Genomic DNA, 21,529 nt, shown 5'->3' with positions numbered 1-21,529 from the left:
TGGCCGGGGTGAGGCCGAGGTGCTCGAGCATCTGTCGGGCGGTGACGATGCGTGACGGATCAGCGGGCATGAGAAGGGCCTTCGAGGACGGCGGCGTGCAGGTCCGCGAGGAGCCGCGTGATGGTGTTCGAAGGGTGCACGACGAGCAGATCGCGCGCCGGGCTCGCCGCCAGCAGCACCACCTGGTGCGAGGTGATGCCACACATCTGCCGGGCCGCGGCGGGCAGGGGTAGCGCTCCGCGGGTGCCGACGGGATGCGCCCCGTCGGGTGCGGCGGTGATCAGGAGAAGGCCGTCGGTGACGTCGATGTGGAGGCGGTGCCCGGCGGGCCAGCGCAGCGCTCGCAGCAGCGCTCTGGCCGCCACCCGGCCGTCGGCGTCCGGACGGGCCACGTCGAAAACGAGGTCGCCGACCGGTTCCCGCGCAGCTGGAAGGGCTGCGGGCAGCTGCGGCATCGGAGCCGGTGGCGGTGCCGGGCGAGGAAGCGGGGTGGGGATGACCGCGCCGATCAGCTGCTCGTCGAGGCGTCGGCGGCGAGGTTGCCGGGCGGCCGCCATGGTGACCGCCGCAGCCGTTCGCGCGGCCTCAGCGCATGGCGCCGAGAGCCCGGATCGTCGATGTGCGCACGGGTGCTACACGGTGGCCTCATCGGGAGCCACCAGGGTGGTGAGCTCCCGTGATCCCGCACGAAGACTGGTGTCCGAGGGGGGATTTGCACACTCCTATGTAGCATCCGTTATACAAACGGGTGCTCATGCGTTAAGCCTAGCACTTTACGGAGCGTAAACACTACAGGCATGAGCCGCAGCGTGACGCAATTTAAGCAAACAATTCAATCCGCCCCCGCCAACGACAGCGCAATCGTCAATCCGACCAGGAGAAGGGCACATTGAGCCTTTCCGGGTAACGGTCTGCGACGGTGCGCAGTGTCCGGTTCAGGTGGTTTGGTCACGTTCGATGTGGAGGATGACCAGGGCCGCAGCGACGATGACGCCGATCTTCCAGGGGTAGACGCTGATGTTGCGCAGAGCTTTGAAGGTCATCTTGAGCAGGCTGTTGCCGCGTTCGCCGACCGCGCGTAGCCGGTTGTGGGCGCGGTTGAACTACTGCTGGGTGTCAGTGAGGATGCCGTTGGCTGGGTCTGGAACGCCACGACCACGGTGTCGGCCTCACCTTCGTAGCTCAGGTCGGCCAGGGTGCGCACGTCCTCGCGGATCGCGGCGAGGGTGTCCAGTAGGTGGGCAGGCAGGTGGCGTCGTGTTCCCGGCCGGGGTGCACCGGGCAGGTCCACAGAGGCCAGCCGTTTGGTTCGGTCAGCACCTGGATGTTGCCGCCGTGGTTCTTGTGCTTGGCCGACCACCACAGGTCCACACCCGGGGGTGGGCCGGGCGTGGCGATGCGGTCGATCTCGATCAGGCTGCCGTCGAGGGTCACGTAGTCGTAGCCGGCGGCTTTCGCGGCCAAGCAGGGCTGAGTACAGGGCTGGGTGCCTGGGCGGCTACGACCGCGATGCCTTCGTGCAGGCGCTCAAGTGAACACCTCCGAGTGAACGACCAACGACACACCCAGAGCGAGATTCACGAGGAGCGAAGGCCCCGCTCCTTCATCACATCAGCGGAGGTATTCACTCGTCGGAGTGCATATAGGTTCTCCTGGCTTGCGACTGATCGGGAGTGGATACGTACGCAGAGCCAACGGGAAGCTGCTCGATCTGTCGGCTGAGGTCCTCCTCAGCACGTCCCCGCAGGAACCCGGCAGCAGCCTTAGACGCCGGAAAGTTGGTTCGGAAGACAATCTTCGTGCCGGCGTTGGCGAGAATGTCGCGGTGAAAGTCGTCCGCAGCCTGGCTTGCAACCAGCACTGAGACGCCGTACTTGCGACCTTCCTTCATCAGCTTTGGAAGCGTGACGTCCTTCGCCAGCCGATGCGCCTCGTCTAACACGACCGCGAGCCTCATGGCTCTAACCTGTTCCCATCGGAACATCTCGCGGTAGATCTTCCTGAGCAGAAACGCTGATGCGGCCAGTTGCACCGTTTCCAGCGTCAGGCCGCTGAGGTCGACGACGACGCCGTTCTTCCAAATCTCTGCAAAGGTGTGGTCGGGGTTGGGTGCAAAGAGCCCGAAATCGGTGATCGGACGGATGCGGTCACGCGCGTTCTTGCCGCGTCCCTCTTTTTCAACCTTCTCCACCGCATCGCTTACTTCCGCCATCGTGGGAATGATGTGAGCGTGCCGTCCGATCCGGTCCTGATAGGCCTGCTGAAGGCCGCTGTAGACGTGGTTGCGCTGGATCTCTCCCAGACCGCAGACGTAGGCGATGATTTCGGCGATTTCCCAGGCCGTCTGATTGACCGACCGGACGTCCTCGGCGGCCAGCTCAAAGGGGCTGATCGGGATGCCCTGCGCGGCGTCAACGACGTGTGCGCCACGCGGCGGGTCCGCAGCCATGTCGCCGTGAAAGTCCAGCACGAAGGAGGGCAGGCCCTGTGCTGAGAATTCGTTGATGACCCTGCGTGTCGTGACCGACTTGCCCTGCCCTGGGATGCCCAGCACGAAGGCGTGCGGGCTACCCTTGGTGCTGACGTTCCACGTGACCGGATTTCCGGTGCTAGTCACGCCCAGTTCGACCACTACCGATTCCCGTGGCGGCACCTCGGAGATGCCACCGTTGGCGGCTACAAGGCCGGCGACCGGTGCTGAAGTCTCGCGACTGCCGGAGCCTGGGGCGGGCGCGTCTGTCCCATCGGCGCTTTTCGCCGACGTCGGATTCACAGACGGGGGTTCCGATTTGGGCGTGTCACTCGACGCGGGCTGATCGCTGCGAATTGTGGTGAAACCGGCACGGCCGAGGTCGTCGGCACTCAACACCTTGATGGGTACGTCACGATGTCTAGCCGGGAAACCCTCCGAGCCGGTCAAACTGATCACGTAACCGGTCTTGGTGATCTCCGGCGCCTCGGCGGCCTCTTCGATGCGATCGATGTTGCGGTGGACCTCGTCGATCTTGTCTGCAGCAATGAGACCATGGCGTGCCGAACGGTCGGCGTAGTAATGCAGCAGGCCGGTGAGCCGGGCGCGCTGCAAAACCCCGTCCTGCCGAGGCGGGTCGGTGGCGAAGAACTGGCGGAGCAGCATCCGTTCGGTGTTGTCCAGCTGGTCGACGATCCGCTCGGCCAGAGCTGCGGGCAGCAGCGCTTCGCGGCGCCCCTTGACCTCGATGCATTCGAGGCGAAGGGACCGCTGGGTAACACGGACCAGGATGAGGTCGCACCGCTGTGCGGAGTGCTCGTCCGATCCCGGGTCCATACCGAAGATCTCCGGGTGGGAGTCGACCGGTACGACGATGCGCCCTTCGAGCTGATTCCGGCCCTGAAGGTGCCCCATCAAGGCGGCCAGGCTGACCGCCTCGATCGAGAGGGTGGTGTCGCGGAGCAAACGCAGTGCGAGCCGTCCGGATACGAGCAGCAACCGGTTTAGCACCCGGGCTGCAGCGCCGGCCTCCTGCGACAGGCCCATCTGTTTCAGCGCGTCACTCAGGATCCGGAGCACTTCGCCATGGTGGCTAGTCGTGACCGTCAGCTTCTTACCGAGTCCCTCAAGGAAGTCCGGGGTGTAGTCGAGGAGATACCGTCGTTGGCCCGCGTCGGTCCCGGATTCGTTCTCGAACAACTCGGATCCAACAGCTTGATCCAGGGTGATAACCCAGTCGGCTCGATCGTGCGCGGCGCGGAAGTAGCTCAGCTCCTCAGAGCTGAGTCGTACTGCCAGTGCCGGGATGTTGGTGCGCAAACCCAGCGCGGCGGCGACCGCCTCCTGGTGCCCACGGTGCGTCTCCACCATTTCGCTCTCGACGCGTCCACTGCCGCGTGCCTTAAGCGCCGGCAGGATGACCCACTCGGCGTCATCGCCGCCCTGCCGGATCGACCACAACGGAGTCAAAAGATCCCGGAAGGCCGTAGTCCGGTTCGGCAGTTCGGCCGGCGCGCCGGCTACGCTGCCACGAGCGATGTCCTGCACGACGGCCAGGTGGTGGCCTTCTTCGTCGTTCACTACGCGGTCCAGCCGTCGGACGGCGAGTCCCAACGCGGGAGCCAGGTGGGTGGTGGATCGCTGCAGTTCGCTCATCGTGACCGAGCGCTGCAGGCTCCGCAGTTCCGACACTGGATCGGTGTACGAAAGGTGGTCGCTGTAGGCAATGATCTCCAGCCGTTGCGGGCCGTCGCCGACGATCATCGACTCCTCGTCGGCGCGCGGCTCTGCCGGCAGCGCCAACGGCGCCAAGGCTTTCTGCAGAGTCCGCCCCGACCCGGGGTTCATGGCCATCAACCGCAGCGGGCCTGTGCCCGGGTGGGCCGCTCGGTAGCTGTTGACTCGGCTGTGCAGGGCGCGGGCGGTGGCGATGGACTCGCCGCCATCGCGTGCCACGTCGATGGCCGCGCAGACCGCGTCTGAGACGGCCTGCGACTCCATGATGCCCGGGGCCAGGTATAGGGCTGAGCCGTGGGTGAGTTCCTCGGCGTATACGAGCGCCTGGCCCTGCCGATCCATCAGCGTGAAGGGGAGATTCGCTGGGGACAGGCGGGCCACCAGGGAAAGGTCGATGCCAGCCACCCGGGCCGTTTTCGGGGTGCGCGACCGCACCTCCTCGGCCCAGGTACGCAGTATGTGATCGTGGGCGGAGACCCAGTTCAACCGGAGCGGATGTGTCGGCAGGAGCACCAGCCCCTGTTTCTCGCCAGTGGCCGTACCGACCCGGACCATCAACGTGTCCATGGTCAGCAGGGCCGTTCGCGTCTCATTGTCGGCGTTCTCGAGGGCGCGACGGAAACTAGTGAGGTAACTGCGGGCCTGGCTGCGTAGTTCGTCGTCCCACTGCAGGGTCTCGACGACATCGCGTGGGGTACGAGCGGCTATGGCGGCAAGGAGCCTGCGCCGCCGATCGGCCAAAGCGGTGGGGATCGGCAGAGGTACGGGCATCGCGTCGTCGGTATCGATCGGCTCGCCGAGCGGGGAAAAGGCGTCGAAGGCGAGGATGCCCTCAGCAGCCATTCGCCGCTGGAGCTGGGCGATGACCCGGGAGAGCCGGATAAGCACCATGCGGCGGCCGCCGACACGGACGCCGAACACCTGACCGGCGGGGTCCCACACGGCGGCGTCCTCGGTTAGGTCACCGCCGATCTCCACCGCGGTCCGCAGCACGGCCTCGGCGAGCGAGTCCGCCCCTGCCTTGCGGATGTTACGTTCCGGCACATACTCCCTGAGGATCACCTCGAACTGGTCACTTTCGGCGGTCGCGGGACTGCCATCGAGCTGGTTGAGATCGTTGCCGTCAGCGTCCTGCGCGCGAAGCACGACGACGAAGAGAGTACCCGCCGCCAGGTCGTCCTCGCTGATGTCGAGGCGCAGCGTCGCGCGGCGCTTGTCACCCTTCACCTTCGTCCATGCGACGGGCGCGGTGTCGACGGTTCGCAGGTCCGTTGGAGGGAGAACCTCCAGCCGCCAGTTGGCCACGGCCGTCGTCTTCGCCGGTGTAGTAGTCCACTTCACCACGACGGAACCCGGCTGCTCTGTGGATACATCACAATAAAGCTGAGCATCGTCGCCGAGGCGGAGCTTGCACTGCGGGTCCACCGATCCGTTGTCCCGGCGGAACGGCGTAATGGCGACCTCGGTAAGCGACGCCTGCTGTGACTCGACGATCGGCCACTGGTCGAAGGTCAGCTTGCCTGGAAACTTATCGCCAAGCTCCCGCGCCCACATCGCCGGGTTGGCGAGCGCACCCGCCTCCTGTTGCTCTAGGTAGGACAGCAGCTCCTGCCGGAGTGCGCCGTCCTTGACGTCCGCGGCGATGAGACGATCCCGGACCCGAGCGCTGGGCCGGGTCGGGCGGGCTATCGCTGCAACGGCCTTCGCGTTCTGCCGCATCCGGGACTCTAGACCGTCAGGCTCCAGATCCGGGATCAGCGAGACCTGCCACAAATGCCGACCCACCGCCATGGTGGTCGGGTCTTCCGCCACCATGCTCAGGAAGCGGGCCCAGCTTTCTATCTGCCGCGCTCTCCCGAGAACTTTCCGAAGCTCCGCCACCGCCGGCGCAGCGGGGGTGGCTGCGAGGACCTGTTCCATGACAGCAGCCGCCCGGTTCAGCAACCCGATCAGCGGCAGCGGTTCGAAGGAGTTGTCCAGGGAACTGGCCGCATGCCCGGTACCAGCCGGTACGAGCAGGAGTAGTGGTCGCCGTTTACGGTTGCGCAGCTCCACCGCGCGGTCCACCTTGATGTCGAGGCGGTGCTTGGGTTCCCCGGGAGCCAGAACGTGCACATCGCAGTCGGCGTCACCGTCGGCGATCTCGTCAGCGATGGCGTGGGCGTCCTTGATCGCCAGATCATCGACCCGTACGCAGTGGCCGGCCACGCGGGACACGAGATGCTCCTGGAGGAGCTCCGAGATCGAGATGATCAGGTTCGACGGCAACTCGGAGGTCACGTGGTCTCCAATGGATGCTGAACGAACTGGGCAGAAAAGTCGTCGCTCAAACCGTCGAAACAGCCAAGCAACTGGAGCCTGCGCTTGAAAGCCTCGAGATTAGCCGCAGCCGCCGCCCGGTTGTCGACGTTTTCGAACATCGCCGGCGGCCGGTCGATGAGGATTCCAAAACGGGCGTGCAATTCCTTCAGCAACTCCGCGATCGGCATACGACGACGTGTCCGCCTGCCGTCGCTCCGAGTGAAACAGACCAGTAGCAACGCGAACATCAAATCATCTGAGGGAGCATAGCGCCACGTCCGGCGGGCTCGAAGCGTTCCGGCGAGAAGGCCGTACGGCTTCTGTATCCCGCCAGTCGACCAAAACCACCGGATCTGATTCTCCAGGCCCTTGCCGGCCGAACCCTCCATGAGCAGGGCAGCCAACTGCTCGATCGACGACAGGGTGTCAGAGTTCATCACCGATTCGATGAGTTCGAGATCGTCCTCGGTGCCACTCGCACTTGCCCGGGTCTCCTCCTCGATCGCTTGCATTTTGATAGTAGCGTAGGCAGTGATCAAGGGGTTGTCCCGCTCGCCAGCCATGGCCGCCAGGCTCTCTGGCAGCGGCAGCGACCGAATCTGCTGGCCGCGTTGCCGCAAGGTGGGCATCGCCTCGCGCAGCGATCGAAGCAGGAGACGGTCGGGAAGAAAGCCGCGCATGATCTCGATGTCGCGTTGCACACACCTCCTCGCCAGCTCCTCGGAGGCGGAGCCGCGGACACCGGTGAAGTCGCAGTACAACTCCAGCGGATTCGCGACGCTGCCACCTTCCCGCATGTCATCGGACATTTCGCCGGTCTTGAGGAGGTGGCGGGCGGACCGGGCGACGCGCAGCGGAAGCTGAAATAGCCGTAGCGAAATCAGCGCCGCGAATCGGTCGATAAAGGCGGAGGGCGTGATTTTGCCAGCGTATGCAGCAAGGTAATCCAGCAGGTCACGGGCCAGTTCCCGGGTCGCACCCGGAACCGCGCTGCCCCGGAATTCCTGGCTGTTTTCGCGGGCTGCGGCCGGCTCGAACTCCTCGAGGAAGTATAGCGACAGCAACGCGTTGATATCGATGTCGGACGTACCGTCGTAACTCGGTGCCCACCGGCCTGGCGGGCCGATCTGCACGCCGGCCCCGATGGCGGTCTCGAACGTCTCCCGGAGGTTGCGTTCGGGCACCTCGACGCCGCGCCTTTTCAGCTCCTCGAGCAGGAGATGATAGATGAGAGTGTCGGCTCGGCGGTGCCGGCTACGGCTCTTTGGCAAGCCGGTCCGGTAGCTGGCGATCGTGAGAGGTAGGACGTAGTCCATCTGGGTGCCGTAGCGTCCGCCCCGTCCCTTGGCGCCGATGCGGACGACCGAGGAGCGTAGCCAGCCGTCGAGGATACGCAGTCCGTGGTCGTCGGTGAATCCATCGAGGCGTTCGTTGGCCGCCAGCGACTTCAGATAACTGTCGTAGTCGTCGGCGGTTTTCGGCGATGTCGAGACCCGGCCTTGCTTGACGATCAGCTCCCACAGGTGTGGAAGCAAACGGTCGACGTCGACGTCGTTCAGCTCGACCATGGTGAGTTCCGTGAACTCCAGGCTCCGCAGGTCCCGGGGCAGGGCGATGGTCATGCTTGCTCCAACCTGATACGCCGGTCGACCACCGTGACGCGCCGTGGGGACCCAGCGGGATCGACGATCCGTACGGCACTGGCTGGGCTGTGCCGCAAGCCGATGGCGAACGTCTCGATCTCCTGGCGCACCGACTCCGTGGCGCTGTCGCCGATGAGATCCCCGTCCGCCACCCGCAGAATGAGCTCGATGGTGTCGAGGGTCAGCGTCAGGGACGGCCCGTCGTGGTGACGCAGCTGGAGCGCATCCGGGCACCACTCGACATAGGCCAGCGGGCGCGTGACCTGTTCCAAGGTGAACTCCGCGGCCGAGATCTCCTTCAGCACCGCCCACGTGCCGCCGGCACCTTGATCGGCCACGGCGAGATCCGAGCCCTGATAGCCGGGAGCACCGAGCAACCGGCTGAGGCCGAGTAGCAGGCGAGCCCGCATCTCCTCCAGAGAAGCGTCGGAGGACCCCAGCAGGGCGGCGCGGAACACGTCGAAATAGCGGTAGGCGCGGACAACGGACCGCCCCAGCCGATCGGGACTCCACAGGCCGAAGTACAGCAGGCGCTGTGCCCGCTGCCGATCACGGTCGGTGAACGCGGTGGGGTCAGGCACCAGGTCGCGGTCGCCGCGCGCCGCTCGCTCGACGTTGGGCGCGGCGGTCGCCGCCGGGTCGAGGTCGGCCCATTCCTGGATCAGGTAGTCCGCACAGCGGCGGTCGAACGCTAGGTCCTCGACGAGCGTGTCGTCGGCCCGGCGCAAGTCCATGCCCCGCTCCCGGGCCTGGTGAACCTGTTCGCACGAACGGTCACCGGTGATGAGCCAGGCGAGGGCCGACCGTACGTCCCGGAACGTGGCGCGGCGGTGGCGGCGCAGGTGCGATGTGGCGATCAGTTCCTCGACCGTGTCACGCGCTGTCTCACGAAGCTCCGTGGCGTTGCGCAGCATCGGACAGACGGCATGGGACACACACGTGTCACAGACCGACCACAGCTGCGGTTCGGTGAAGGTGTCGAGGATACGTCCCGCGAGGCTCTGCCCGTCCGGCCGCGACGCCAACGTACGTCTCTTCAAGTCGACCAGGACGATGCTGTCGTCACTGGCGGGACGTCCCGCCATCTGGTTCCGTATCTCCCTGGCCTCGTCCGGGTATAGGTGGTCGTATTCGTCGAAGAACTGCAGGAGACGACCGTCGTTGATAGCCAGCAGCACCGTCCGGCGCTGGGGATCCTCCCCGTCGGCCGGGTCCAGGGCCTCGCGCATCAGGTCGTCGGAGGATTTACCCTCGTGCGACTCGCTGGCGTCGTAGATCGATACGTAACTATGGCCATTGAGTCGCATGCGCCACCCGGCGGCGGTTTTCTCGACGATTTCGGCGCCCCGCCGCGTCAGTTCCTCGCCCACCTGGACCAGGAAGGACGTCTTCCCGTCGCCCGGATTGCCAGTGAGCAACACGAGCCGGGTCTGCCCCCGAATGACCGCGGGCTGCAGCTTCGAATCAAGCAGGGTGGGCACATAGGTGGAGCGAGCGAACTCGTCGTCCAAGCCCCGGTTGCCGCTGTTTCCGACCGCGCTTGCCCGGTAGAGTCCTCGCAGCTGATCGATCACGGGGTTCACCGCGACGACGCCGACTCGGGCTGGGAGATCGTCGAGCAAACGCAGCTGCCTCGCCCACTCGTCGACCGAGGTAGGACGCTGCGTGGGATCGGCGTGGGCGCCTTTGAAGAACACGTCGAGCACCGCAGAGCCGAACGCCCCCCAGGAATCACGCTCCTCCCTCGTGGGATGGAGCAGCTCGCTGCGATCGTCGGTGCCGCAGGCCGGATCCCCAGCGTAGGGATAGCGGCCCAGCATCGTGTAGATCATGGTAACGGCGAGCCCATAGATGTCGCTGCGGGCGGTGGCACCTCGCCCGGCCCGCAGCTCGGGTGCCATAAACGGGGGAGTTCCTACGATGGTGGTGTTCTGGGCCGGCCCTGCGACGCCGAAGTCGATCAACTTGCCGCCGTACTGAGCGGTGGCGATGATGTTCGTCGGTGTGATGTCCCGGTGGACCAGATCATGACGGTGTAGGTAGGACAGCGCCGACAACACGTCGAGGGCGATGCTGCGATACCGTTCGACCTCGGGTGGATTGTTAGCGGCAAAATCCTTTAGGTTCTGTCCGGGGACGTATTCCAGTACCAGGTAGCCCGGCTTCTCCGTGCTCAGGTCGTAGACCCGGGCGCAGTAATCGTGTCGTACTCGATCAGCTGCGGCGAACTCGCGGCGTGCGTACTCGGCCGACAGGTCGTCGTGGAACTGCTTAATGACCCGGTTGGCATCGGTGAACTTATCTCGTGCTCGCCACGTCCGCGCAAATCCGCCCCGGCCGAGACTTTCCAGAATCTCATAGCGGCCAGCAACCACCCCGCCGACCCGAAACTCCGACCCAGACGTGACGCTGCCGGACGGCTCCGGTGCCGGAACACCGGCGGTTGCCTGTTCGATGCGTGCTACCACCGCCGCGCTCTCCGGCCGGCATCGGGGATCCGGATCGAGACACTCGGCGAGGATAGAGCCGACGACCGCGGTCTCTGCGATGTCGCCACGTACCAGTTCGGCGTCTGGCTCCGTCGGAATCTTCCCGAGGATCCACACCGCAAGGGTGAGCGCGAGCGAGTAGACGTCGGACACGGTCGAGGCGTAGCCGATTCCGTCCCGGCACTCGGGTGCCCGGTAGGGCACGCCAGTGTCTGCGTCGGCGGACACGTCCGGTGCGATCGTGTGTTCACCAGCGACGCGAGCCAGATAGAAATCGCTGAACTTCGCCCGCAGGCCACGGCCCAGGAAGACTCGGCTCGGGCACAGGCCACGGTGGAGCAGCCCGGCCGCATGTACTTCCGCGAGCCCGCGGAACGCGTCCTCCACGACGTCGACCTGGATCTGCTGGGCGAGCCTGCCCTCCGTTCGCGGCGGGTCGTTCAGCGGGATCGAGCTGGCCAGGCTCCGGCCACGCGCAGGAACGACCGGTACAACAATCCACTGCCGCGCCTCGTATTCAAAGCTTGGATGGATCTGCCAGGTCCTATCCCGCTCCTCCAGCCGGTCGAGGGCGACCCGCTCACGCTCGATGAGCTGCGTCGGTGATCCGTCCAGTCCCCAACCGTGCATCGGGTAACAGCGGAGGATGACCGTACGGCGCCCGTCCCTGGCATGGAAGCAGCGTGCGACACCGATCGCCGCCAACTCCTGCACTATCTGGTACGGCCCGATGCGAGCGGGCAGCGAGTCCCGTCCCGGCAGGCCTACGAGGAAGTCGATGACATCCGTGCGCGCGCTGAACAGATCCGTGCCGAACTTCGCGTCCTCTCGCTGCAACCAGGCGGCTGCCTCGGACAGCGGCTGTACTACATCGCCGTCCGCGTAGGTCCCATCATATTGGAGGGTCAGGTGGTCGTGCGAGAGCACGACTCCCGCAACGACCAGCCGCCGACCTCCGACTGCGGTCCGATATCCGTGTACGTGGTCGCGGAGTTGCCCAGCGAGCGCCCGAGCGAGCTGGTTCACGCGGTCCAGGGGATTGCGCCGTTCCTCGCCGCGGACCAGCCAGTACTGGTCGCTCAGGGTGATCTCGGGGCCCCATGCCTTCTCATCGAGGAGGAAGATCGCCCGGTCGCCGACCACGACGAGATCGACATCGTCGCGGCGCGGGCCGCTCAGCTTACGGCCGGCGATTACTTCCCAGGAATCCGGGAGATCGCGGGCCAGGGTCTCGGTAGTCTTCCGCTCACCGGGGCCTTGGTAGTCGCCCATGACGGTCAGGCGTGCCACATCTACACCTCGTAGTCATCCGGCCAGGTCCATATGCGGACATCAGGATTGTTTCGCAGGGCATCGAGATACGGATTGTCCCGGGTGTACGTGATCAGCAGCTGATCGCGAGCACGGGTCATCCCGACGTACCCAACCCGTGCCCGCCGTGCGGCCTCCTGGTCCGCCGCTACGGCATCCTCGCTCGCGTACGGAAGCGCTTCGAGGCCGAAGAGGAGGACGACGTCGAACTCATAGCCCTTGGCAGCGTGCACCGTCATGACCTTGATCTCCGGGCTTGACGGATCGAACGACGCCGCGTTGCTCCGGTCGACGACCAAATAAGGAAGGCGGACATGGTCGAGCGCACGCCGAAGACGATTCATCGTGCCTGGCTTCTGCGTCACCAGGATTGCGATGTCCTCCGGTCCGCGTTCGCCAGACTCGATGAGGCGGCCCACCTCCCACGCGATCGCCGCAGCTTGATCGTTCCACGTCGGTGCCCAGATCAGATCGACGGGCTCACCTACCGGCACGTCGTTGCGCGGCATGGAACCGCTCCGGGATTGCGTGCTCACCGCGGCCGCCATTATCTGGCGCGTGCTCCGGTAGCCGCGGGTGAGCCTGCAGGACTCGACGCTGCGTCCGGCCAGCGCGGCGAACTCCTTCACCTCCCGGTAGAGCGCCTGGCCATTGTCGCCGGCCAGAACTATGCCCCCGCGGTCGGGCCGGACGGCGTTCAGCAGCAGCCGAACCCAGGCGTCGGCGAAGTCTTGCGCTTCGTCGACGAGGACCGCGTCGAGATCCGGCTCCAGCCCTCGGGCCAGCACCGCGTCGACGTCGTACTCCGCCTGGGCGGCGTCGTCCAGCGCGATCCGCAGGCCACGCTTGCGGGCGAACTTCCCGAAGGTATCGACCTCCACGTTTGGGTGGTTCGCCACGAGAGTACGGAGGTACGGCACGAGTGCGTTGTTGTAGCAAACGATGCCGATCCGCCAGTCGGGGTGCCTGCCGGACAGATAGCGAGCACGGCCCGCGAGCACCAACGTCTTCCCGCTGCCGGGAGGACCGGACAACCGCAGGACGTCAGCGACCGGTCCCGTCGCCGCAGCCGCCTGCTCGGCATCAAGGATGGCACGGACACGATGCCGCTCTGCCCGTCCGGCATCCGTAGCGCCTCGCCGAGCCTTGATCTCGAAAACCAGACTCGGGGCGAGCGCGGCACGGAGATCCTGCAAATCGTCCGGATCCGCTTCTTCCTGGGGCAGCCGCGAGATCCAGCCGCCCGTGTTCAGGTCCACCAGACTCAGCGCCCACCCGCTCGTCCCCTGTTGAGTCAGAAGCTCCGTCGGATGATCGAGGAACAGCACGAGCCGCTGCGGGCGGAAATGGTCGACGACGGGTATCTCCTCTCGGAGATCCGCTATCTTCCGGTTCAGACGCACATACGGCTTCCGCGACGCCGGGTCGGAACCATTGCTCTCGACGTCCACGATGACCAAGCCGTACCGTTCGTCGACGACGATGAAGTCCGGACGGTCGTCGCCGTCGGCGCCCAGAACAAGCGCTTCCGGCCCGAACGCTTCCGTCAGACGTTGCCGCAACATATCTGTCGACACTGCTACAGCTACCAACCGATGCCCCCAGCTTCGCGTCCGGCTTCGCATGCCCGGTCGAGTGCACATGAGTTATGCCATGACGACGCAGCGACATGCTAAAGCACTCGCCCGGGGGGAACCGCACTGCCCGCGCGTTTTTCGGCAGGTTGTCCCGGCGGTGCGATCCTTGGCGGGCTCAATGCTGGCTTCTCTTACCTCCCAGCCTCGAGATCGGCCCCTATCCGAAAAAAATCTTGGCCAGTTGCCCAACTTCTCTGGCGCGGGCTTGAGCAGGGCGAATGCCGCGCCAGTCACCTTCGGCAATCGACCTTCATGTGCTCACACTCGCCGTCGGGCCTCTCGGTGAAGGACCCGCCCGTCCGTCCGTCCGTCTGGCGATCTTCGCCCAGAACGTGCCGGCGGTCGCGTACTGGGTGCTGGTGTGCCAGTCGTAGCCCGAGTGCCGACGTTACAGGCGCAGAACCGCACGGGTGCCGTAGCCCTTGTACGCGCCCCCGAGAGCTCGCGGCTCACATGGACGAAATCCGGTCCCAACTGGACGCCGGCCACCGCAGGCCGATGCATCAGCGCCTCTCCTCGATCGGCGATGTTCCCTAGTACCCCAACGTCTCTTGCTCTTCGGGCCGGCGTAGTGGCCGAGTCTGCGCTGGTAGTGGGATCGTCGGGCTCGGGCTTGGGATGTTCGTCGCCAGGTCGACCAGTGCAGGGTGTGGGCTGGTGGTAGTGGTGTGGCGAGGACGAGGGCGTTGAGGAGTCGGCGGATTTCGGCGACGGTCAACGCGATGATCTCCGGGTCTGGGTCGGGCTGCTGGGCGGTGTTGGCGGCGAGGACGGTCAGGGCGAGCATGGCCAGGGTGATGAAGCGGTGCCAGCCGGTCCAGCTGCGGACCTGGTAGTGGTCCAGGCCGACCTGGCCCTTGCCGGTCTGGAACAGCTCCTCGATCCTCCAGCGGGAACCAGCGACACGGACGAGGGTGTGCAGCGGCACCGGGCGAGGCGCCCAGCACAGGTAGAAGGCCAGCTCGCCGGTGGTCCGGCTGCGGCGGATGAGCAGCCACCGATGCTCGTCCGGCCGGGTAGTGGTGGTGATCCAGGCCCACAGGTAATCGCGGGGTCCTTTCGCGCCCGGCCCGCAACTGTGCAGCTGCCACTCGCGGGTGGGGATCCCGTCGGCGATCTCGTCGACCCGCACGAGGGTGCGGCCGTCGTTGACGTGCACGCGTCGATCCGGCGTAGGGTTCGGCGTGGTCCGAATTCGATCGACAGGATGATCGAACGGGTTCTACGGTCGCGCGATGCGCCCTGGAGAGATCGTCGTCACTGTCGAGCAGGTACGCGCCCTGGTCGACGAGCAGTTCCCCGAATGGTCGGACCTGCCGATCGTTCCGCAGCCGTTGAACGGCACCGACAACGCGCTGTTCCGGCTGGGTGATTCCCTGACGGCACGGCTGCCGCGGGCGCAGTGGGCGGTCGACCAGGTGGCAACCGACGCGACCTGGCTGCCGCGGCTGGCACCGCATCTGCCGGTGCCGGTGCCGGTGCCGGTCGCGGTCGGCCGGCCGGGCGGGGACTATCCGTGGCCGTGGACGGTCGTCCCGTGGCTGGACGGGCGCAATCCGGAAGCCGGGCAGGACCTCGTCGACCTCGCCGTCGACCTCGCCGGCTTCGTGCGCGCGATGATCGCGATCGACCCGATGGGCGGGCCGGTCAAGGAAGGGATTCAGCGCGGCGTACCTCTGGTGCAGCGGGACGAGCTGACCCGCCGGTCGATCGCGGCGCTGGGCGACCGGATCGACGGGCGGGCGGTGACCGCGGCGTGGGACGAGGCGATGGCGGCGGACGAGTGGCCCGGACCGCCGGTATGGCTGCACGGTGATCTCCTGGAAGGCAACCTGCTGGTCGACCGGGGCAGGCTCACCGGGGTGATCGACTTCGGCGGTCTCGGCCGCGGCGATCCGGCGGTCGAGGTGCGGCCGGGCTGGAGCCTGTTCGATGCCCGCGCGCGGGCCGCCTACCGGGAGGCGCTCGGGTTCGACGAGGCGACCTGGGTGCGCGGGTGGGCCTGGATGCTGTCGGGCTCGCTCTACTGGCTGGCAGACCTGTGGGACTCGATCAGCGAGGACGACCGCGAGGACACGATCCGCTACATCGACTACATCGTGCGTCACCGCCACGACTGACCTGCGATGCCCACGCGATCACCGTCGGGCGACGCCCCGGACGTCGGCGTCGACAGCCCGGCCGCGAACCTGGGCCGGCTGACGCTGGGCGAGCAGCGCAGCGGGGCCGCCCACCTTTCCGCGAGAGTGTCCTTCTAGAAGGTGGGCAGGGCCCAGCGCCACCCGGTCCGTGCGCCCCGTCGGCTCGGGCACCAGCGGGCCGAGCCGGCCGGAGGCTGCCGACGGGCCAGCGCGAGAAGTCGAACCCGCGCGGGCGGCGGCAGTCCGGTCCCCGGGTAAGGCGGTCACCTGACAGGCGCCCGGCCGCCCGTGTGGTGATCGGCAGACGGGCAGTTCGTCCTTGACGATGACCGTCAGGCCGCAGGCCGAGCCCGGGAGGTCAGATGGCCGTGAGGTCGATGTCGTGCCAGCCGGCGACGCCGCTCACACGTACGATCGGGGCAGGAGGTAGAGACATGGCCAGCGGCAGTGGTGCACCGCCTGGGTCGCGGTATGTGGACCAGCGGCATTTCGTAGTCGCCGCCTCCCTGTCCGACCTGCGCGGTCCGGTTCGCGGTGTGGTGACACTAGATCGGTGGCTGGACTGGTCCGCCGACAGCACCTATGACCTGGACGACGCCGGTGATCTGCAGCTGATGTACCAGACGGTGCTGAACCAGGCCAATTCGGTCGACGACTTGCACCGGTGGCTGCACGGTCCCACGCTGCGCCGTTTGTGGCCCAGCTTGTGGCTCCCGGCCCGGCTGCGGGCGTTGTGGCAGGCGCGCTTTCCCGAGCTGAGCACGCCGCCGCAGACGCTGGCCGGGTAGAAGTGGATCAAGTTCACCTCCGCTTGGCGGAGATCGGATTGCGGGTCGCTGCCCGCTACGGGTTCGCATTGGCCGGCGGCTACGCCGTTCAGGCCCACGGCATCCTGAACCGGCCGAGCGAGGACGTCGACCTGTTCACGGCGTGGGAGCGGCGTGGGGAGTTCGCCGCAGCAGTGGACGCGGTGGTCGACGGCTACCGCGACGGCGGGTATTCCGTCGAGGTGACGCAGCAGTTCGACACCTTCGCCCGGCTCGCGGTCACCGATCCCGCTCAACCTGCCCATCTGTACAAGGTCGAACTGGCGGCCAACTGGCGCGCGTTGCCGCCGGTGTTGATGGACGTCGGGCCGGTGCTGCACGCCGACGACGTCGTCGCGGGCAAGATGTCCGCCCTGTACACGCGCGCCGAGCCCCGAGACTTCCTGGACATCGACGCGGCCCTCATGACCGGCCGCTACACCCGGACACGGCTGTGCGAGCTGGCCGAACAATCCGACGCGGGATTCGACCGGCGCATCCTGGCAGACCTGTTCGGCATGCTGGAGCGCTATCCGGACCGGCGTTTTGCCGCCTACGGCGCGGGCCCCGCTCACATCGGCGAGATGCGCAAACGCTTCGCACAGTGGCGCGAAGAACTCACCGCCAACCTGCCGTAGCGTTCGCCTGTAACGTGCAGGGCGCGTGTCCTGGTGGCGGTACAGCTACCGCAGCCAGGGTGGAGCCAGAACTCCTCCCTTCCCAGCTCAGGCCAAACCTCTCGGCACCCCTCTGTTGCGCCGGCTTCGCCGCCGCCGATTGAGCCTCCCCGCCCATGCATGGCGATGAGCTTGCTGCGGCAGGTCAGCGCATTTGATCTCGGCCACTCGGAGCCGTGGTGAGGAGCAGGTCTACGTCATGTCGACGGTGTACGCCTCGTTGCGCACGTCGGGATCGGGGTGGTGGCGTAGGTGGAGCAGGAGGTCCCGCCAGGGTGTGGACCATCCGAAGGTAGCGCCGGGCCGGGTGAGCTCGATGGCGAACAGTCCGCCGCTGAGGTCGCCTCGGTCGGCTAGCCGCAGGATGGTTGGCCGGAGGACGGTGGCGTCGATGGAGTTCGGAAGTTCCCGCAGGCGGGCAGCTATCCGTGCGGCCGTGCGGACGGCCAGCGCGGGTCGTCCGGCGCACAGATCCGCGATCTCGTCGAGGTTGTCCAGACGCCCCTGACCGACCAGCATCGCCGTCGCCGTTGCGGTGAAGGCGGGTTGTGCGGCGAGCTGTTGGGCCGCTGTGACCACCGGCGACCGGCTGGTATCCAGCGGTGTGCTGCGTGCCCAGATCACCGCTCCTTGCGCCAGGGCTTCGATGCGCCTGCGGGCCGGCCGGTCGGTGCCGGGCCCGGCCGGCTGGGAGTCCACGGCGTCCCGCTGCGCGAGGCGGTCGAAGGCGACGTCGAGGCCGGCACCACGCAACGCGCGCAGCAGCTGGGCGATCTCGATCGTGGCGGGGTGCTCGCCGAGGTCGGTGAGCCGTTCCACGACCAGCTCGGTGATGTCGCAGGCCCAGTGGGACCAGTACGGTAGCTGCTGAAACGCGGCTCGGCGGACTTCCCGGTCCGCGGAGTGGCACGCCTCGGTGATGAGTGCCGCGTAGCGTGCCCGGTACCGGTCGGCGACCTCGCTCACGGAGGCTGCCAGCACGGCGCGGCGTTCTTCCCTGCTTCCGCGCAGCGCCGTCTTGAGGATCGTCCAGCTCGCCTCGGCGTCGAGCCGCTGACGGGCGGCGGAGACGATGGCGGCGCGGATGTCGCGGTGCGTCTGCGGGTTCGTATACGTGTCGAGCAGCGCCCTCATCACCTGGGGCGGGCCGTATCGGACCAGCAGGCGCGCGGCCTCCTTCCGGCTGGTCACCTTGGCAACGGGGTTGAGCAGCACCGGATGCAGCGCGGCGGGCAGCCGCGACGGTGCCACGAACCGCACGGCGCGCCCGGCCGCGTAGAGCGCTACCCGGGCCCGGTCGTCGCCGGAACGGTCGAGCAGCAGCGGCAGCGCCTCGGCGGGCCGGTCAGTCCACACCAGGGCGCCGAGCGCCGCCTCGGCGAGCACCACGGTGGGCGAGTCGACGTAGCGCAACGCCAGCTCCCGCCCAAGCGCAGGGATCGGGGCGGAGGCCCTGATCGCCGCGGCCTGCTGCCGTACGCCGGCCGCGGTGTCGGCCACGACGCGCTCCTGCAATCGCATGTACGCAGCGTGTTGGCGGGGCAGCCACCGCTCAGGGTGCACCGGCCAGCCCGGCACCCAGCGTAGGTGACCGGAGACGAACCGGCCACGCGGCGGATGGTCGAGCACCCGGTCGAGCAGGTCGGTACGAGAGGTGCAGGTCGCCCGCCACACGACCGGGATCGTCACCGTGGTCGGGTCGGCGGTGATGACCTGCTCGAGGCGGTCGTCACGCCCTCGCGGGTTGTCCAGCCACAGCTCGACGGCTCGGACGGCCACCGGCTCCGGGCTCTGCCGGCCGGTTGCCCGGTGCAGCAGCTCCTGCAGCGCGGGCACCCGCCAGGCGCGCTTGCCGAGCGCTGCGGTGAGGGCGAACAGCGGCCCGTAGCGGCCACGCTCCATGGCGTCTTCGACCCAGTTGGACAACCGGTCGGCGACCATGACCTCCTGCCCGCGACGCAGCACCACGTCGAACCGGCGCAGCACGGGCGCCCGGGCGGTGGAGCCGACCAGGTCGATGGTCAGCAGCGCCCACTCGCGCAGCTCGGGCACGTCGACGTGGTGTTGCAGGGTGTCCGCGGCGAGTGCGCTCAGCGCGGACGTCGTCACGGCCGAGCCGTCCCGCGCCTCGACGGCGTCAGTGGTTAGCCGGGTCAGCCCGGCCGCCGCGGCGGCGGTCAGCAGCCGGGCGACCGAGGAGAGCGCGGTCAGCGCGGCAGAGCGGACTGGGTCCTGCTCGTTGCGGAGCCGGCCGAGCCGGTCCACCAGCTCGGCGACGACCTGCGGGTCGCGCGAACGGCGGGCGGCGTCCACCAGCAGTCCATACGCCTGAGCCCGCTCGCCGGCGTCGCCCGAGCGCAACGCGTCCGCCATCTCGGCCGACGCCTCCGGCCAGGACAGGAACGAACTCCAATAGCGCACCGAGTCTTCCCGCTCTCGGATATTCGGCAGCCCCAGCACGCGGTTCGCCTCCCGGATCCGGACCGCCGCCGGCAGCGCCTCCATGACCTCCGTCGGCGGTACTCGCGTGGCGGTGTTCACCTCGGCCAGCGCGCCGTCGTACAGCGCGCCGCGCCGCGCCGGCGGGACCTCGTCGAGCAGCGCCGCGAACATCGTGGCGTTGTCCCGGACCCGGCGGGCCAGTGGGACGAGCCGGTCAGTGGGTAGTACAGCCAGGCGACGCAGCAGCGCCGGCGGCAGCGTGGCACGCCCGACCCAGGCGGCACGGTCCGGCGCGGTGAGCAGTGTGGCGACGCGGCCGGGGTCATGCGCGGCGAGGAGACCGTACGCGGTCAGGCCGCCGGGCAGGCGAGTCGGCGGCGCATACCGCTCCAAGAGGTCGAGGACCGTGGCGGGGTCGCCGTCGAGCACCGCATGACCCACCTCGTCCCAGATCCGGTCTCGGACTTCGGGCGTGGCCGCGGCCAGTCGCGCCTCCGCCCGCTCTAGAACCAGGCCGGGGTGCCGGCGCATGAGCGCCCCGATGTCGGCCGCGTGCTCCAACTCGGGTAGCAGCGACCGCACCACCGGCGCGCTGCACGCGGGCAGCACGGCCGCCGCCTCGTCGTCGCCGTATTCGGCGCGGACTCTGGTGATCAGGGCGTCCGCGGTCGCTGGCGCCTTCAGCCGGCGCAGCAGGCGATAGATGCGCCGCCGCTCCATCGCCGACAGGTCTAGATCCACTCCACTGAGCCGGCCAGCACGCGCGGCCGCGCCGAGCGCGGCGACCTTGATCGACGGTTGCGGGTCCCGCAATGCGACCTCAACACCGTGGGCGTCCCCCACCACCATCGACGCGACCAGGGCCAGGTGACGTTCGTACGCACCCAGGCCCCTCAGGTCGGCGCATACCTCGACGCGATCGGCGGACACACGCGCCCACCGGGCTACGTGGCGTAGCCGCTGCCGATAGGGCAACGAATCCAACGACGTCAGCAGTTCTCGGGTGGTTGCGAGCACGGCGCACATTCTGCCCGCCTAGCCTCGACCACGAGATCCAATATCACCCGACGACGAGCTCGCTGGCCGGTCTCCAAGGCAACGAACACCGCCCGGCATCCGCTCATCGGAGTCAAGCACGAGCGAGCGTCGCAGCACCCGGTAGCCAGTCACGGCCCGTAGCGCCCGACCGGCGGCAGATGATTGCGCCATCAGACACTGCTGGCGGCGCGCCGAACGGTCACCGCGCGACAGCAGACCAGGGGTGACCAGCCGGGCCCACCCCGGACGGTTGAGTCAACAGATGTTGCGAGTGGCCGAGTCCCACGAACCAGAACATCGTTGTTCATCCATATCGAGGCGGACGGCTGCAACGTCGTCTATGGGGAGGGCACTGATGCAATACGCGCTGGAAGTCGACGGCCCCGACCTGCTCGATTGGTGGATACGGCAGTCAAGCTGGCGAGGCCGCCAGCGGGCGCGGCGCTCGACAACATCACCTTCACCGGGCATCCGTTTCGCCTTCTATGGTCGGATGTCCACCGTCGACTTCCAGGACCGGGCGTCGTCGTGCCGGTGGCAGCGCAACTACGCAGAAGACCTTGTCGCCGGCCACGGTCGGATCGTGGCCGAGTTCTTCGACGAGGGTGTCTCCCGCCGGATCGCTTGGCCGGACCGGCCGCAGGCAGCACGACTACTCGCCGCTCTGGCGGACCCGGCGCGCGGGTTCGACGCGATCGTCGTGGGCGAGTACGAACGTGCCTTCCACGGCCAGCAACTCGAACAGCTGACCCCCACCCTGCTCAGGCATGGTGTGCAGCTGTGGCTGCCGGAGACCTACGGGCCGGTGGACTTCGACAACCCGCGACAGGTGGCACT

General features: G+C 67.4%; 12 protein-coding genes and 1 pseudogene. 5 read left to right on the top strand and 8 right to left on the bottom strand.

The features are described from left to right. Positions 1-59: 59 nt before the first annotated feature. From ONA70_RS22450 to ONA70_RS22415, 7 genes and pseudogenes are all read right to left on the bottom strand, one after another. A complete protein-coding gene (locus ONA70_RS22450) occupies positions 60-557 on the bottom strand; it encodes a hypothetical protein (protein ID WP_265008444.1) in 498 nt (165 codons plus the stop codon). Between the two features lie 625 nt (positions 558-1,182). Continuing rightward, a complete protein-coding gene (locus ONA70_RS22440) occupies positions 1,183-1,464 on the bottom strand; it encodes a transposase family protein (RefSeq protein WP_406601229.1) in 282 nt (93 codons plus the stop codon). A gap of 160 nt (positions 1,465-1,624) precedes the next feature. Next, positions 1,625-6,487: an ATP-binding protein gene (locus ONA70_RS22435; protein WP_265008443.1), complete on the bottom strand. Its 4,863-nt coding sequence runs from the start codon at positions 6,485-6,487 to the stop codon at positions 1,625-1,627. Beyond that, on the bottom strand, positions 6,484-8,130 hold the full coding sequence (gene mads7, locus ONA70_RS22430) for a methylation-associated defense system protein MAD7 (RefSeq protein ID WP_265008442.1): 1,647 nt from the start codon (positions 8,128-8,130) through the stop codon (positions 6,484-6,486). The genes ONA70_RS22435 and mads7 overlap by 4 nt, the downstream gene beginning before the upstream one ends. Continuing rightward, positions 8,127-11,930, bottom strand: coding sequence for a protein kinase domain-containing protein (locus ONA70_RS22425; RefSeq protein ID WP_265008441.1), 3,804 nt, complete (start codon positions 11,928-11,930; stop codon positions 8,127-8,129). Before ONA70_RS22425 ends, mads7 begins: the two co-directional genes overlap by 4 nt. Before the next feature lie 2 nt (positions 11,931-11,932). After that, positions 11,933-13,516, bottom strand: coding sequence for a 3'-5' exonuclease (locus tag ONA70_RS22420; RefSeq protein ID WP_265008440.1), 1,584 nt, complete (start codon positions 13,514-13,516; stop codon positions 11,933-11,935). 652 nt (positions 13,517-14,168) lie between these two features. Then, positions 14,169-14,756: pseudogene (locus tag ONA70_RS22415) on the bottom strand (transposase); the annotation flags it as partial. Positions 14,757-14,823: 67 nt separating this feature from the next. Here ONA70_RS22415 and ONA70_RS22410 point away from each other — a divergent pair. From ONA70_RS22410 to ONA70_RS22395, 4 genes are all read left to right on the top strand, one after another. Beyond that, on the top strand, positions 14,824-15,708 hold the full coding sequence (locus ONA70_RS22410) for an aminoglycoside phosphotransferase family protein (RefSeq protein WP_265008438.1): 885 nt from the start codon (positions 14,824-14,826) through the stop codon (positions 15,706-15,708). Between the two features lie 6 nt (positions 15,709-15,714). Then, positions 15,715-15,846 carry a hypothetical protein gene (locus tag ONA70_RS22405; RefSeq protein ID WP_265008437.1) on the top strand — a complete coding sequence of 44 codons (132 nt, stop codon included), beginning with the start codon at positions 15,715-15,717 and terminating at the stop codon, positions 15,844-15,846. Between the two features lie 317 nt (positions 15,847-16,163). Continuing rightward, a complete protein-coding gene (locus ONA70_RS22400) occupies positions 16,164-16,517 on the top strand; it encodes a hypothetical protein (RefSeq protein ID WP_265008436.1) in 354 nt (117 codons plus the stop codon). A 2-nt stretch (positions 16,518-16,519) separates the two neighbouring features. Continuing rightward, positions 16,520-17,173 carry a nucleotidyl transferase AbiEii/AbiGii toxin family protein gene (locus tag ONA70_RS22395; RefSeq protein WP_265008435.1) on the top strand — a complete coding sequence of 218 codons (654 nt, stop codon included), beginning with the start codon at positions 16,520-16,522 and terminating at the stop codon, positions 17,171-17,173. 231 nt (positions 17,174-17,404) lie between these two features. Here the strand turns inward: ONA70_RS22395 and ONA70_RS22390 are convergent, their stop codons facing one another. Further along, positions 17,405-20,584, bottom strand: coding sequence for a hypothetical protein (locus tag ONA70_RS22390; RefSeq protein WP_265008434.1), 3,180 nt, complete (start codon positions 20,582-20,584; stop codon positions 17,405-17,407). Positions 20,585-21,047: 463 nt separating this feature from the next. On the opposite strand from ONA70_RS22390, the gene ONA70_RS22385 reads away from it, so the two are divergent. Next, the coding region (locus ONA70_RS22385) for a recombinase family protein (protein WP_265008433.1) at positions 21,048-21,529 on the top strand (482 nt) is incomplete at its 3' end.

It is taken from the genome of Micromonospora yasonensis (assembly GCF_026013475.1).
Lineage (GTDB): Bacteria > Actinomycetota > Actinomycetes > Mycobacteriales > Micromonosporaceae > Micromonospora > Micromonospora yasonensis.
This window is presented reverse-complemented; position numbering and strand designations above follow the sequence as displayed.

Excerpts from the sequence above, each read along its gene's own strand:
- ONA70_RS22450 (WP_265008444.1), bottom strand. The coding sequence starts at position 557 with ATGGCGGCCGCCCGGCAACCTCGCCGCCGACGCCTCGACGAGCAGCTG.
- mads7 (WP_265008442.1), bottom strand. The coding sequence starts at position 8,130 with ATGACCATCGCCCTGCCCCGGGACCTGCGGAGCCTGGAGTTCACGGAA.
- ONA70_RS22420 (WP_265008440.1), bottom strand. The coding sequence starts at position 13,516 with ATGTTGCGGCAACGTCTGACGGAAGCGTTCGGGCCGGAAGCGCTTGTT.
- ONA70_RS22410 (WP_265008438.1), top strand. The coding sequence starts at position 14,824 with ATGCGCCCTGGAGAGATCGTCGTCACTGTCGAGCAGGTACGCGCCCTG.
- ONA70_RS22405 (WP_265008437.1), top strand. The coding sequence starts at position 15,715 with ATGCCCACGCGATCACCGTCGGGCGACGCCCCGGACGTCGGCGTCGAC.
- ONA70_RS22400 (WP_265008436.1), top strand. The coding sequence starts at position 16,164 with ATGGCCAGCGGCAGTGGTGCACCGCCTGGGTCGCGGTATGTGGACCAG.